The sequence below is a fragment of the Mesorhizobium sp. M1A.F.Ca.IN.022.06.1.1 genome, assembly GCF_003952605.1.
Lineage (GTDB): Bacteria > Pseudomonadota > Alphaproteobacteria > Rhizobiales > Rhizobiaceae > Mesorhizobium.
In genome coordinates this window covers 5,158,100-5,173,743 of sequence record NZ_CP034455.1, presented here as the reverse complement: position 1 = coordinate 5,173,743, position 15,644 = coordinate 5,158,100, and the positions used below count along the sequence as shown (strand labels likewise).

The 15,644-nt window shown below is 62.5% G+C and carries 8 protein-coding genes; all 8 read left to right on the top strand.

The window, feature by feature from the left end:
- Positions 1–90 precede the first annotated feature (90 nt).
- The 8 genes from EJ078_RS24680 (at position 91) to EJ078_RS30550 (ending at position 15,456) form a co-directional block, all read left to right on the top strand.
- Positions 91–1,839 (top strand): hypothetical protein, encoded by a 1,749-nt coding sequence (locus EJ078_RS24680; RefSeq protein ID WP_245456804.1) that lies wholly within the window; start codon positions 91–93, stop codon positions 1,837–1,839.
- Between the two features lie 184 nt (positions 1,840–2,023).
- Positions 2,024–3,244 carry a glycosyltransferase gene (locus EJ078_RS24675; protein ID WP_127213738.1) on the top strand — a complete coding sequence of 407 codons (1,221 nt, stop codon included), beginning with the start codon at positions 2,024–2,026 and terminating at the stop codon, positions 3,242–3,244.
- Positions 3,245–3,380: 136 nt separating this feature from the next.
- Positions 3,381–4,745, top strand: coding sequence for a polysaccharide biosynthesis/export family protein (locus EJ078_RS24670; RefSeq protein ID WP_245456806.1), 1,365 nt, complete (start codon positions 3,381–3,383; stop codon positions 4,743–4,745).
- Positions 4,746–4,772: 27 nt separating this feature from the next.
- Positions 4,773–6,956: a type I secretion system permease/ATPase gene (locus EJ078_RS24665; protein ID WP_245456808.1), complete on the top strand. Its 2,184-nt coding sequence runs from the start codon at positions 4,773–4,775 to the stop codon at positions 6,954–6,956.
- Positions 6,956–8,302, top strand: coding sequence for an HlyD family type I secretion periplasmic adaptor subunit (locus EJ078_RS24660; protein ID WP_127213739.1), 1,347 nt, complete (start codon positions 6,956–6,958; stop codon positions 8,300–8,302). Before EJ078_RS24665 ends, EJ078_RS24660 begins: the two co-directional genes overlap by 1 nt.
- 59 nt (positions 8,303–8,361) lie before the next feature.
- On the top strand, positions 8,362–9,390 hold the full coding sequence (locus EJ078_RS24655; protein WP_208720896.1) for a sulfotransferase: 1,029 nt from the start codon (positions 8,362–8,364) through the stop codon (positions 9,388–9,390).
- Entirely contained in the window at positions 9,387–10,892 is a 1,506-nt protein-coding gene (locus EJ078_RS24650; protein WP_245307672.1) for a lipopolysaccharide biosynthesis protein, read from the top strand. Before EJ078_RS24655 ends, EJ078_RS24650 begins: the two co-directional genes overlap by 4 nt.
- A gap of 151 nt (positions 10,893–11,043) precedes the next feature.
- On the top strand, positions 11,044–15,456 hold the full coding sequence (locus tag EJ078_RS30550; protein ID WP_245456810.1) for a hypothetical protein: 4,413 nt from the start codon (positions 11,044–11,046) through the stop codon (positions 15,454–15,456).
- The last annotated feature ends 188 nt before the right edge of the window (positions 15,457–15,644 follow it).

Here is a 15,644-nt window from a genome sequence, read left to right as displayed (position 1 = left end):
GGGGCTTGGACTTACCGCACGCCAGTTCCACGACGTTTCCGGCGACGACGAGCGGGTGACGCTCGCCCGCGACCAATCACGAGAAATCTCTTGCAAACACCACGCAAGTCCAAATCGGCAGCCTTCCCTCCGGCCGCGGCCGGAGACCTTCGGGATCGTCTGCAGCCGCAGCAGTATCGACGCTGGGCTACGGAGGCCAAGGCGGAGATCGTGGCGGAAACGTTGGCGCCGGGAGCGAATGTTTCAGCGTCGGCGAAGACTGTTGGCGCGGGCGCATTGGGCAGCCACTCAGGTGCAGCGCCGTATCAAACTGACGGAGACGCTCCTTTCAGGCCGATCGAAACGGCGCCGGCACTGCCGATTGCCAGCGAACTGTTTCGAGCACTCAATGAAGCTGGCGTGAGGTACGGAATTATTCAGGATCTCGCGTCCGTGCACGACGGATTTGCCGGCCGGGATGATCTGGATGTCCTTTTGGACAAGCATGACTACCCGCTCTTCTGCTCTATCGTCTGTCAATTGCACGGCCGGCGCGGCGTGAGCCTCTCCTGCTACGATAATGTCTGTGCCGGCAGAGAAGACTGGTTCCTGCCTGACTTCACGCATGGCCGCTATCTCCATCTCGACATGCATATCGGTGCCCGCGTCGGCCGGGAATTTCGCAAGCGCTATCCGGCTTTCGATTATGCGGCGATCACGCGATGGGAGGCGATTTGCGTCGACGGAGTATCGGTTCCGGTGGTCTCTCCCGAAGACGAGCTTCGAATAGCGATTGCCCGCTTCGCCTTCCGCGCCTCGGCGCTTCCATGGAGGCAATGGATCACCCTCGACGAGGGTTGGAAGCAGCACTTTGCGCGCCTGCCGTCCACGTCGGACGAGCACGGCTTGCAGGTCGTCGACTGCACGTTTGACGGCGCAAGAACGGTGCGCTGCAGGTTCCTGCAAAGCGCCGACGGCTTGGCCGCCCACCGCGGAGATCTGGCCAGGCTGCGGCGTTCGATCCGGGAAATGTGTGGCTATACGGGACGCCCCGCCATCGCCGATGCGGCGGTCCATCTGGTGCGCAAGACCTGCTATCTCGCCCTGAGATCCCTCCACCGCTTGCTGCCGGGGCGCTTTCCACCGAAGAGACGGCCCGCAGCTGGTGGATTCGTGGTGGCCTTGATAGGTCCCGATGGCATGGGCAAGAGCACTCAGGCTACCTGGCTGAGGCAGATATTCGGGTGGAAATTCGGATGTGCCCAAGTCTATGTCGGAACTGGCGATGGCAATGGATGGCGGCTTCGCAAGGCACTGCAGGCCGTCGTCTCTCCCCATAGACGGCGCCTGAAGTCCCTGGCCCAGAACGATGGCAACGATTCCTCCGGCCGGGCTTGGTCGAAGGGAGGATTTGTCGCTGCCGCGTTGGCGTTTTGGGCGGTTTTGATCGCGTTTGAGCGATACGCTGTAGTGAAACGCGCACATCGATGGTCGACGCGCGGCATGATCGTCATCTGTGACCGGTGGCCGCAGGCGCTCGGCAGGGGATATCTGGACGGGCCGACCATTCCCGCTCGCCTGTTCTCCGTCCCAGGCCTGTCAGTTCTCGCCCGGCTTGAGCAGCGACTCTACGAGAAGATGGCGGAACGCCGCCCACACCTCGTTTTGCACCTCGTTTCAGACTTTGCGGTCTCCGAACAGCGAAAGCCCGGGGACATCAGGAAAGAAGCGTTCGACGCGCGGCTATCGCTGATGGCGGAACTGCGGGCGAAGGACAAGGATATCCGGACCGTTGACGCCAGCGCCGGCATAGAGGCCGTCGGCCAAGAGTTGTTCAGGCATATCTGGCTGTCTCTCTGAGAGGCAAATCGGGCGGTCCAACCGCCCCGCATCATCCCCGACGTGCAGCTTTTACGCGATCGCGCCGAACGACGGGCGAGCCCGGCCCGTGCCCCGAAACCCGCGGAAGGCGCCCGGCGATACTCCCGCTCGATCCCCTCGATCTCCCGCCGCTTCGCATTTCATGTCCCTGAGGTACAAGCAAATGAAGATCGTCCATGTGATCACCAGACTGCTTCGAGCCGGCTCCGAGGAGAACACGTTGGCTTGCTGTCTCGCTCAGGCGCGGCACGGCCATGAAGTGCTGTTGGTTCACGGCGCGGAATACGACCCGAGGTTACGGGCATCCCTTGCCGGAGCCCTTCGACTGGTGACGCTGGAAAAACTCATCAATCCGATCTCGCCGTCCCGCGACGTTTCCGCCTTCAGGCAACTCACCCGCCTTATGCGTGATTGGCGGCCCGACATCGTGCACACGCATCAAAGCAAAGCCGGCATTGTCGGCCGCCTCGCCGCCAAGGAAGCCAATATCCCCGGCATCATACATGGCGTCCACATCTTGCCTTTCGTGCATGTCGGCCGCGGGCAGAGGCTGGTGTTCCTGGCCGCCGAACGCCTGGCCGCGAGGTTCACGCGCGCTTTCATCGATGTCAGTCAGGCTATGCGCGACATCTGCATCGCCAATCATCTGGGCAGCCCCGATCAGCACCATGTCGTCCATTCCGGCTTCGATCTGGCACGCTTCGCGAACGCGCGATGGCCGCAAGATCCGCATCTGCTCCTGGGGACGGCTGCCGGGGAGCCAAAGCCGCCGGTGGTTCTGATGTTGGCCGCGCTGGAACCGAGAAAACGCCACGTCGAGTTCATTGAGGCATTCGGCAAAGTCGTTGACCGAGTTCCAAACGTGCGACTGCTCCTCGCCGGTGACGGACCGGCGCGTTCGGACGTTGAATCGGCCATTGAACGATCCCGGTTCGCAAACAACATTCGCATGATCGGCTACCATAGCGAGCCCGAACGACTGATCAGCCTGGCGGACGTGTGCGTACTGACCTCGATGCGAGAGGGATTGCCTCGCGTCATGATGCAGTATTTGGCCGGCGGTCGAGCCAGCGTGGTCTCGCATTTGCCCGGCGTGGAAGAGGTTGTCCGCCATGGCGTGAACGGAATTGTGACCCCGGCCGAGGATGTGGGCGCCGCGGCGGCGGCTGTCGCCGGTCTTCTCGAGAACCAGCAGCACCGCACTCAACTGGCCGACGGCGCGAAACGCACCGACCTGTCGTCCTGGGGGCTGGACGCCATGTGCGAAAGCGTCGAGCAGATTTATCAATCCGTGCTGGAGCCCGCCCCTTCGGCCGCGAGGCCAAACGAGGCGAGAATTCGCGACCGCCTCGCCGGGCAAACCTTCGGGCTGCACGGATTTTGATCAGCCTTCGCTGCTCCGATGGAATTCGGAATGCAGGCTTACTTCTCGAACCATAGGAAGAACCTCTTGTCACGCTCCCGCCGGCGAATGTCGACGGGCCCCGATGGCAGCAGGCTAGACAACCGGAGTACCGACGATGCGTATGCGTATTGACCAGCAATTTCCTCCCAAGCCTCTGCGCATGAAGGGCTGGGGCCGACGGCTAGTTTCCAACTTCGAACCCGCGGTCGGCAGCATGCTCGCAATGATCGGTGGACTTGCCGTTGCCATTGTACTGCTCACCGCAAGTGCATCGCGCGCGGATGGATACACCTTCGACACCGGTGACATCCTGCGTGTGTCCGTGATCGGCGAACAATCCTATCCGCTGGAGGTCGTGGTCGATGATCGGGGCTCTATCTCACTGCCAATGTTGGGTGACATCAAAGCGCGCGGCCTGACCACCGTTGCCCTCTCGCAGGCCATCCAGCAAGCATTTCAGCAGCAGAAGCTGATCCTCCAGCCGTTCGTGAAAGTGGAGATCGGACAATACCGGCCATTTTTCATCTCCGGAACGGTGGCCCACCCTGGATCCTATCCGTTTCAACCCGGAATAACGGTTCGCCATGCACTCGCTATAGCAGGCGGGTTTCGCGCCAGCGCTGTGGGCAACACGGAGCCGGCCCTGGAAATAGCTGATCTGCGAAGCGCGCGCTCAAACCTGGCGCTTGAAGAATATCGCCTGAAGGTCCGTCTTGCTCGGCTCCAGGCGGAAAGTCGACTGGAAAAGTCCTTCGTCGCTCCTCCCGATTCGCCCGTCGAGTTTGGCGGGCAATTGATTGACGGCATCATCGCGTCCGAACAGCAGCAGCTGGACGCCCGCCTTGCCGCGTATCGGGATGACGTTTCCTACCTGGAGGCCTCGCTGGATCGGGCGAAGAAGGAAGCGGCCATGCTAGCCGCGGCCAGGGAAGAACGTGAAAAGACCGCGAACATCCAACTGCAAGAACTGCAGTCTGCCCGGTCTCTGCGGGAAAAGGGTTTGATAACGAACTCGAATGTGTTGACGGCGGAACGAGCACATACCAGCTATCGGGCTGAACTGGCGCAGACGGAATTGCAGCAGGAACAGGCGCAGCAGGCGATGCTGAACGCTGAAAGCGAGCTGCGAAAGAAGCACCAAAGTCACGAAATGGAATTGATCGGCCAGACCCAGGACGCGCAAGTTGAGCTCGGAAAAATCCAAAGTCAAATCAGATACGTGGCCGACAAGCTTCTCTTTATCTTCACTTACGGCGAACAGAGAACCTTCGACGACCTGCAGGGCTCGGTGAGGATTTCCATCTTCAGGCGCGACCAGAAGATCGCCCACGACATCGTCGCCGATCAAAACACGGAAGTGAGAGCCGGCGACGTCATCGAGGTTTCCGTCGTGGCCAACAAGGGGTTCTACGCTCCGGACGCTGGTACCTCTCCCAAAGTGCAAAATCCGGCCGTCCAGCGCAGCATGGTCGGCCAATAGAGCAGCAGATATCTTCGGAATTTTGACGTGATCTTTGGCACAGTATTGACGGCCTTTGGAGCGCGTCCCCGCCGGGCGAATTTCCATGCCAAGACGAAGCAGCGGCCGCCAAAGCGCCCCCGCACAACTGCGCGCCGCAAGAAGTCGAGCAAGGCCCCGCGCCGCCGCCTCATCGTCCGACTTCCCGCTGCAATCCTGCTCCTTCTCGCCGCCGCGCTTGCGGGTGCGGAGTTTCTGCCACGCTTTGTTGATCTCGCCAGGGTTTCGCAGACGCGACCCTGGACGGACCTCGTGGCTGGCTGGCGCTATTTTTCCGATCCGCGGGCCTTTCTGGCCGGTCCGGGTGCCCTCCAGGTTTTCGTGGCGGTCGCGGCCCTTGGTCTGCTCATGGCAGCCGTCCGCAGCGCAAGGCGGAGACGAAGAAACGACTTGCCCGGCGCATTCGCGAACGCCGGCGCCCCGCCCTCGACCAAGGAACCGGCGCCCGGCTCCGAACTGGCCAGTGCGTTGCACTCCTGCAAGGCAGCCTTCGCGGGCGTTGCAGTTTTCAGCGGCGTGAGCAACATCCTCATGCTGACCGGCGCAATGTTCATGTTGGAGGTCTACGACAGGGTGCTGCCGAGCCGCAGCGTCCCCACTCTGATCGCCATGGCAATACTGGCCGGCGTTCTGTTTGCCGGGCAGGCGCTCATCGACCTCGTGCGCGGCCGCATCATGAACCGGATCGGTGCTGAGTTGGACGAAGCGGTTGGGGGACGCGTATTCACCGCCGTTTCGAGGTTGCCCCTGTACATCGGCCAGCAGGGAGATGGATTGCAGCCGCAACGCGATCTCGACAACATCCGTACTTTTCTGTCGAGTGCCGGGCCTGGCACCCTGTTCGATCTTCCCTGGCTGCCCTTCTATCTGGCGATCATCTGGAGCCTTCATCCGACCCTCGGGACAACCGCCGCTTGCGGCGCGTTGGTGCTGGTGACGCTGACGGTCGCGACGGAGATCCTCACGCGCAGACCGATGGGCGCCGCGGTTCAAAGCAGCGTGAGGCGCAACAGCTTGGCCGAGGCCAGCCGCCGCAACGCGGAGGTGCTTCAGGCGATGGGCATGGGCAGGCGCCTGCACGACCACTGGCGCGAAGCGAGCCGCGAACATCTTGCGCTGCAACAGCGTGTCAGCGACATCGTTGGCGGTTTCGGCAGTTTCGCTCGCGCGTTGCGACTGATGCTTCAGTCGGCGATGCTGGGTGTGGGCGCCTGGCTTGTGATCGAGGGCGAGGCGACCTCCGGGATCATCATCGCCGGCTCCATCCTTGTAGGCCGTGCGCTGGCGCCCGTCGATCTTGCCATCGCCCATTGGCGCAACTTCGTCGGGGCGCGACAGAGCTGGAGCAGGCTGAGCAAATTGCTCGCCCGGTTGCCGCAGGACGCTCAACCGATGGCGCTTCCGGTGCCCGGGTCGAAGTTGACTGTGGAGCGCATCGCGATCGGTGCGCCGGGCGCGCAACGCATCATCGTGCAAGGTGTGGAATTCAGCCTGGATGCCGGCTCGGTGCTAGGCATCATAGGACCAAGCGGTTCCGGCAAATCGAGTCTGGTTCGCGGGCTGGTCGGCGCATGGCGACCGTTGGCGGGCCGTATCAAGCTGGACGGTGCCGCTCTCGACCAGTGGTCGTCGGAGCGGCTGGGCCGCTACATAGGCTACCTTCCGCAAGACGTCGAACTGTTCGCGGGAACGGTTGCCGACAATATCGCGCGCTTCGATCCCGGGCCGGACCCGCAGGCCATTGTCGCAGCCGCCCGCGCCGCGGGCGTCCACGAGCTCATCATCGGTCTCCCCAATGGCTACGAGACGCAGATCGGAGAGGGCGGAGCCGCGCTTTCAGCCGGCCAGCGTCAGCGCATTGCGCTGGCGCGCGCGCTCTATGGCGATCCGTTCCTGGTGGTCCTCGACGAACCCAACTCCAATCTCGATGCCGAAGGTGAAATGGCGCTTGCCGCGGCCATCCTCGCAATCAAGGCCCGCGGCGGCATCTTAGCGATCGTGGCGCATCGGCCGAACATTCTCAGCACAGTGGATTTCCTGCTCGTGATGAAAGAAGGCCAGACGCAGATGTTCGGCACCAGGGAAAGCGTTCTGTCGACACTCTTGCCCGCGCCACAGACCGTGACCGCAGGCCTGCAGCCGGTTTTCAAGCTCACTCCGACACCGCGTTGATGGCTGACCCGGATTGGAATGGGGAAATGACAGCTGCCCTTTCGAACGTGTCGCTTTTGAACCGACGGTCGATCCGTCGCAATCTGCTGGGCGGCACGACCATCGTCGCATTGCTCGTCGGCGGAATGGGAGTCTGGGCCGGGACGGTGGATATTTCGGGAGCGGTGATTTCGCACGGCACGGTGGTCGTCGACAGCAGCGAAAAGAAGGTTCAACACCCGACCGGCGGTGTGGTCGGCAAGATTTTTGTGCGCGACGGCGACCGCGTCAGGGCCGGAGACGTTCTGGTCCAGCTCAGCGACACCGTTCCGCGTGCCAGCCTGGCCTACGTGACGAAGAACCTGGATGAGCTCTATGCGCGAAAATCCCGGCTCGAGGCCGAGCGTGACGGCAGCGAGCGCATCACGCTTGCTCCGATGCTTGTCGCGAGAATGAACGACCCTGAGATAGCTGCCACGGTGGCGAGCGAACAGCGGCTGTTCGAGCTTCGTCGAACCGAGGTGTCTGGCAACAAGGCGCGCCTGCGCGAACGCATCGAGCAGTTCGGGAAGCAGATCGAAGGCTATTCGGCGCAGGAATCGGCAAAGACGAAGGAGATCAAGCTGATCAACGACGAGCTCGTCGACATACGCAGTCTTGTCGAAATGAAACTCACCCTCAAATCGAAGCTGACCGAATATGAACGTGAGGCAACGCGCATCGAGGGTGAGCGGGCGCAACTTGTGTCGAGCATTGCGCAGGCAAAGGGAGCGATCGCCGAAATCGAGCTGCAGATCCTGCAGCTGGACAAGGAGTTTTCCAGCGAGACCGGGAGCGATCTGCGCGATGTCGAGGCCAAGATCGCCGAGTTCGAGGAGCGCAAGGTCGCCGCCGAGGACCAGCTGTCGCGCATCGATATTCGCGCCCCCGCCAGCGGCACGGTCCATCAATCCGCAGTCCATACCGTTGGCGGCGTGATTGGCGCGGGGGATCCGATCATGCTGATCGTGCCCGACACCGATGCTCTCGCGGTCGAGGTAAAGGCCGCACCTCAGGACATCGATCAGCTCTCGATCGGTCAGCGCGCGCTTCTTCGCTTCACGGCTTTCAACGTCCACACCACGCCCGAAACGGAAGGTATGGTCTCCATGATCGCAGCAGACGTGACGCGCGATCAGCATACCAACGAAATCTACTACACGGTGCGCATCACCCCCGACCCCCAGGAGCTGAAGAAGCTTGGAGCGCTCTCGCTGGCGCCCGGCATGCCGGTGGAAGCGTTCGTACGGACTGGCGACCGCAAGGTGCTCTCATACCTGATGAAGCCTTTGACGGACCAGATGATGCGTGCGTTCAGAGACCAGTAGCAGCGCGTTGTCGTGCGCATCCGTGCATCCTGGTTGACCTTTAGCGATAGGGGCTTGTCATGACGACAGCAGAGTTGAAACCTCCGATTTTTCTGATTGGCAACTACCGGTCGGGCACCACCATCACGCAGAAATTGATCGGGCTGCACCCGGATGTCGTCACCTGGTACGAGCCAAAAACATTGTGGCTCTATGCCGATCCGGCGCGCCGGCATGACGAATTTGTCAAAGCCGATGCCAGCGAGAAGGTCGTGCGCTACATTCGCAACCGGTTCCTCGACTATCAGCTGCGGAACGGCAACCGGCAAATCATGGAAAATACGCCCGCCAACGTCTTGCGCGTGCCATTTATCCACCAGATATTCCCAGAAGCTATATTTCTATATATTACAAGGAATCCGTTTTCCTATATAAGCTCCATGGAACTTAAGTGGCAGCGCGCAAAAAGTTTCAAAGGTCTTCTGCGACTATTGAAAGAAACGCCGGCCACACAAGTCCATTACTACGTGGGAGACGTCGTAAAGCAGATAGTCGCCAAGAGGATATTACACAGAAAATACACGTCGATCTACGGACCGCGCTACAAGGGAATAGATCGGGATTTGCAGGAGCATCAAAAATTGACAGTGATCGCGCGCCAGTGGGCGCGCGGCAATCGAATGGCCCGAGAGGATCTCGCCAGGCTGGGCGAAGGCCGCGTGCTGTCGTTTCGCTATGAGGATCTGATACAGGATCCCGAGTTGGTCTTGCGCCGTATCTATGAACATTGCGGGCTGCATTGCTCTGACGACATCCTTCGCGTGGCGAAGGAGATGATCGATCCCGGCCGCCAGCAGAAGTGGCTGCGCCTGGATGCGAACGAACTGGCGGCGATCATCCCCGAGGTGCGGGATGAGATGGGATTCTACCGCTACGAGATCCCCCGTCCCTTCTCGTCGGGCATGGCTCGCGGCCCACGCGGGCGCCGTTGGCGTTTCAGCATGGCCATCCGAATATCCCCTCCCCCCGCTGAGCGGTTCCGGGGAGATGCATGGCCGCCCTTCTTTGGTCGGTCGAGTAAGCAAGGCGGCATGTGGAGATTGGCGTGAGCGACATCCGGCGCGGGCTGGCAAAACGCAGTGTCGTAGGCATGTTCTGGACGGGCCTGTCCATGGGCGCCTTGGCGGTTGCCGAGCTTGTCGCCCTCGTCCTCCTGGCCCGGTTGCTCTCACCCAACGAGTTCGGTCTCTACTCCGCGGCACTGATCGTCATCAAGTTTTCGGCCATCTTCCAGGGCCTCGGCATCACGCCTGCGATCGTGCAGCGACCTGTACTGGAGGAGCGGCATCTCCGGGTCGGATATACCCTGTCGCTCTTCCTTGGGCTTACCGTAACCGCTCTGGTATGGGCGTTGGCACCCGCTATTGCCGGTCTTCTTCGCCTGCCCGAGCTCACTCCGATCGTGCGTGCGGTCTGCTTCATCTTTCTTTTCCAAGGAGCCTCCATGGTGGCGCTGGCCTCGGCCCAGCGTGCCTTGCGGTTCCGTTGGCTCGCGCTTGTCGACGCGGTCGCTTTCGCCATCGGCTACGTGGTCGTCGGTCCAGTGCTGGCTTGGCTCGGCTTCGGTATCTGGGCACTTGTCGCAGCGATCCTGGTCCAGCAGTTGTTCCGCACGATCGTGCTGCTCGTCGGCCAGCGGCACCCGATGCGGCCGTTGCTCGAGCGGAGCGCGATTTTCGAACTGCTCTATTTTGGCGGCGGCTTCACCATTGCGCGGGTCTGCAACTACCTTGCCACTCAGGTGGACAGGCTTGTCGTGGGCCGCTATCTCGGCGCCGATGCGCTCGGTGTCTACGGTTTGTCGTCCCAACTCATGACCACTCCGGCGGTGATCGTCGGCCAGGTTCTCGATCGCGTGCTGTTCCCCACCATGGCGCTGGTCCAGGAAGAGCCCGTCAGGCTTGCGCGCGCTTATCGCAGCGCGGTCGCCGGTTGCAGCCTGCTTGTCCTGCCGGCCAGCGTGGTGGTGGCGATCGTCGCACCCGAATTGGTTCGGGTCATTCTCGGACGGGGCTGGGAGGGCGTGGTCGGCCCCCTCCAGATCCTGGCGTTCAGCATGCTGTTCCGCACGAGCTACAAGCTTAGCGATTCCGTCTCGCGGGCAACCGGAACGGTTTATGCCCGGGCCTGGCGCCAGGCTGTTTTCACCGTCGGTGTCTGCATCGGAGCCTTCATAGGGCAATTCTGGGGCGTGGAAGGGGTGGCGTTCGGTGTCGGCCTGGCATTCGGGGCCAATTTCTTTCTCATGGCGCAGCTGAGTCTCCGCGTGACCGGGATGACGTGGGCGAATTTCTTCCTTGCGCACCTGCCTGGCGTCGCGCTCGCCGGCGTTGTCGGAACCGGTATCTGGGCATTCGTGGACTGGCTTCGCGCCCTCCATCTATCGCCTCTTCCGCTGCTCATCGATACGGCATTGCTGGCGTCTGTGGGGGGCTTGCTGTTGTGCTGGCTCCTGCCGTCGCTATTCCTTGGGCGGGAAGGCCTGTCACTGCTGCGCCTGCTCGCGGCAGTCGTGCCCGCATGGCCAAGACTGAGGCAGGCAACAGACTGATCAGCGGCGGAACTCGAGGTCAGTTCCCAGGATCACGTTCTTCACGCGCAACGACGCCATCGCCTTGCTCGATCATGGGCTCAGCCTGACGCCCGATCGGGCACCGGGAGATTCCGTCGTTGCGGAGGAAATTTACGAGAGGAGACCGACTATGGCTGAACTATTCGAAGCGCGGCTGGCGGCCGCGGGCGATGATGTCGAGGAGAAAGGTTCCGGCTCGATTTCGACCAATGTCGACGATCTGGAACTGGGCTTTGCCAGCACGACCCGCCAGACGGTCGGCCTACGCTTCACCGGCGTCGATATCCCGCAAGGCGCGATCATCACGAGCGCCTACATCCAGTTCCAGGCCAATGAGGTGAAGACCGGCGCGACCTCGCTGGTGATCAAGGGCCAGGACACCGACGACGCAAGCGCCTTCACCAGCACCAGCTTCAATGTATCGTCACGGGCAACGACCGACGCGTCGGCGAGTTGGACGCCGGCCCCGTGGACCACGGTGGGCGAGCAGGCCCTGGCCGAGCGCACGCCCGACCTGACGGCTATCGTCCAGGAGATCGTCAGCCGCTCGGGCTGGGCGGCGGTCAACGATATGGCGTTCCTGATCACCGGCACCGGCACGCGCACAGCCGATTCCTACGAGTACAATCCGACCAGCGCGCCGCTGCTGCACATCGAATATGTCATGCCGGGATCCGGAAGTCCCGTGGCCTTCAACACGCCTGCCGATGCCGATCCCACTGCCAACCAGATCGCCGAGCTCGCCGCGGCGGGAGCGCCGACCGGGATCACCGCTTCGGCCACGGATCCCGACGCCGGCGCGACCGTCACCTACAGCCTCAACGACTCGCGTTTCGACATCAATGCCAATACCGGCGTCATCACGCGCTCGGGCACAGGCACGCTCGACTTCGAAACCCAGTCGTCCATCAATCCGACGGTGACGGCAATCTCTTCCGACGGCAGCACCGCCACCACGAGCTTCACCCTCGATGTCCTCGACAGCCCGGAGCCGATCGCGTTCAACACGCCGCCGGATGCCAACACCGCGGCCAACCAGATCGGCCAGAACGCTGCCGCTGGCACTGCCGTCGGCATCACCGCTTCGGCCTCGGATCCCGATGCCGGCTCGACGGTCACCTACACGATCGACGACACGCGGTTTGCCATCAGTTCCAGCACCGGCGTCATCACGCGATCAGGTACCGACACGCTCAACGCCCAGTCCGAGCCGTCTGTCAACCTCACCGTCACCGCCACCTCGTCGGACGGGAGCGTCGTCACGCACCCCTTCACCGTCGCCGTCACGGCCGGCCAACAGCCTGTGGCCTTCAACACTCCGCCCGACTCCAACCCCGGTGCCAACCAGATCGCCGAGCTCGCCGCGGCGGGAGCACCCACGGGCATCACCGCTTCGGCCACGGATCCCGATGCCGGCTCGACGGTCACCTACAGCCTCAACGATGCGCGCTTTGCCATTGATTCCAGCACCGGCGTCATCACGCGTTCGGGCACAGGCACGCTCGACTTCGAGACCCAGTCGTCGATCGACCTGACGGTGACGGCAACCTCTTCCGACGGCAGCACCGCCAACCAGGTCTTCACCCTCGCCGTCCTCGACAGCCCGGAACCGGTTGCGTTCAACACGCCGCCGGATGCCAACTCCGCGGCCAACCAGATCGGCCAGAACGCTGCCGCCGGCACTGCCGTCGGCATCACCGCTTCGGCCTCGGATCCCGATGCCGGCTCGACGGTCACCTACAGTCTCACCGACCCGCGCTTTGCCATCAATCCCAGCACCGGTGTCATAACACGCTCGAGCACCGGCACGCTCAACGCCCAGTCCGAGCCGACGGTAGCGCTCACGGTCACCGCGACCTCGTCGGACGGCAGCACCAACACCCACGCCTTCAATGTTGACGTCACCGGCGGCAGCACGCCTGGGACTTTCGAGGCCAGGGTGGCGGCCGCGGGCGACGATGTCGAGGAGAAAGGTTCCGGCTCGATTTCGAGCAACGTCAGTGATCTGGAACTGGGCTTTGACGGCTCTACCCGCCAGACGGTCGGTCTCCGCTTCACCGGTATCGATATCCCGCAAGGCGCGATCATCACCAGCGCCTACATCCAGTTCCAGGCCAACGAGGTGAAGACAGGCGCGGCCTCGCTGCTGATCAAGGGCCAGGACACCGACGACGCAAGCCCCTTCACCAGCACCAGCTTCAATGTATCGTCACGGGCAACGACCGACGCGTCGACAGCTTGGACGCCGGCCCCGTGGACCACGGTGGGCGAGCACGTCCAGGCCGAGCGCACGCCAGACCTCACGGCTATCGTCCAGGAGATCGTCAGCCGCTCGGGCTGGGCAGCGCTCAACGACATGGCCTTCCTGATCACCGGCACCGGCACGCGCACCGCCGATTCCTACGAATACAATCCCGCCAGCGCGCCGCTGCTGCACATCGAATATGTCTTGCCGGGATCCGGAAGTCCGGTGGCCTTCAACACTCCGCCCGACTCCAACCCCGGCGCCAACCAGATCGCCGAGCTCGCCGCGGCGGGAGCACCCACCGGGATCACAGCTTCGGCCACCGATCCCGATGCCGGCGCGACCGTCACCTACAGCATCAACGATGCACGCTTCGCCATTAATTCCAATACCGGCGTCGTCACGCGCTCGGGCACAGGCACGCTCGACTTCGAAACCCAGTCGTCCATCAATCTGACGGTGACGGCAACCTCTTCCGACGGCAGCACCGCCACCAAGAGCTTCACCCTCGGTGTCCTCGACAGCCCGGAGCCGATCGCGTTCAACACGCCGCCGGATGCCAACTCCGGGGCCAACCAGATCGGCCAGAACGCTGCCGCCGGCACTGCCGTCGGCATCACCGCTTCGGCCTCGGATCCCGATGCCGGCTCGACAGTCACCTACACGATCGACGACTCGCGCTTTGCCATCAATTCCAGCACCGGGGTCGTCACGCGCTCGGGCACCGGCACGCTCAACGCCCAGTCCGAACCGACGATCAATCTCCAGGTGACAGCGACGTCGTCCGATGGCAGCAGCGCCACGAGCACCTTCACTGTCAGCGTCACGGCCGGCCAACAGCCCGTGGCCTTCAACACTCCGCCCGACTCCAACTCCGGCGCCAACCAGATCGCCGAGCTCGCCGCGGCGGGGGCACCGACAGGGATCACCGCTTCGGCCTCGGATCCCGATGCTGGCTCGACGGTCACCTATAGCATCAACGACACGCGCTTTGCCATCAATTCCAGCACCGGTGTCATCACGCGTTCGGGCACAGGCACGCTCGACTTCGAGACTCAGTCGTCCATCAACCTGACGGTGACGGCGACCTCCTCCGACGGCAGCACCGCCAACAAGAGCTTCACCCTCGCCGTCCTCAACAGCCCCGAACCGATCGCGTTCAACACGCCGCCCGATGCCAACACCGCGGCCAATCAGATCGTCCAAAATGCCGCCGCCGGCACTGCCGTCGGCATCACCGCCTCGGCCAAGGATCCCGATGCCGGCTCGACGGTCACCTACACGATCGACGACTCGCGCTTTGCCATCAATTCCAGCACCGGCGTCATCACGCGATCGAGCAGCGGCACGCTCAACGCTCAGTCCGAACCGACGATCGATCTCCACGTGACAGCCACCTCGTCCGACGGCAGCATCGCCACGCACACCTTCACCGTCGGCGTCACCGCCACCCAGTTGCCGACATCCGTGACCTTGGCGCACACCATTCTGACTTCGCAGTGGTCACCGCCGAGCCCCGACCCGACCGATATCGTCTATATCTCCCATCTCGGCAAGCTGCTGGTGGCCGATAGTGAGGTGGAGGAGATGTCGATTTTCACCGGCAAGAATCTCTTCCAGATGAATCTGAACGGCACCCTGACGGGCACGCTCACCACCATCAATTTCTCGGATGAGCCGGCCGGGGTCACCTACAATCCGGCGAACCACCATCTCTTCTTCTCGGACGATACCGGCACGAAGAGCGTCTACGAGTTGAACCCGGGCAACGATGGGCTTTACAACACCTCCGACGATATCGTGACCTCGTTCAGGACCGCCGCGTTCGGCAGTACGGATGCGGAGAGTATTGCCTACGACACAAACCGCGGCGTGCTCTATCTCGAGGATGGCACAACCCATAGGATTTACACCATCGCTCCGGGCCAGAACGGCAGATTCGACGGGGTCCCAAGCACGGGGGGCGATGATGTCGTGACGAGTTTTTCTGAAGAGGCGCTCGGAACCCCTTCTGACGGGGGCATCGCGTATGATCCGGTCCACGACCTGCTTTATGTCATCGTGTCACGCACCTCCGTGGCAATGGTGACGCCAACCGGGGATCTGCTGGGCACACTCGACATCTCCGCCGCCAACGCGAAAAAGCCGGCGGGACTTGCCCTGGCGCCGAGCAGCGACGATCCGAGCCACCAAATGAGCCTCTATGTCGTCGATCGCGGCGTGGACAACGACTCGAATCCGACCGAGAACGACGGCAAGATCTATGAATTCCATTTGAACGATTGGCTGCTCGCCTGATCTGACAGGAACGATTTACGCTTGCGCCAACCCGGTCGCCGCCAACAAACAAAATACCCCGACCGCGGCGTGCCGCCAGCGATCGGGGTATCAAAATTGAAGCAAAGACGCGAAAGCGCGCCGCCGGGATCCATTTCCCCGCGACGCGCTTTTGGTTCTCAAAACGCTGCTTCAGCGACCCTGACGGT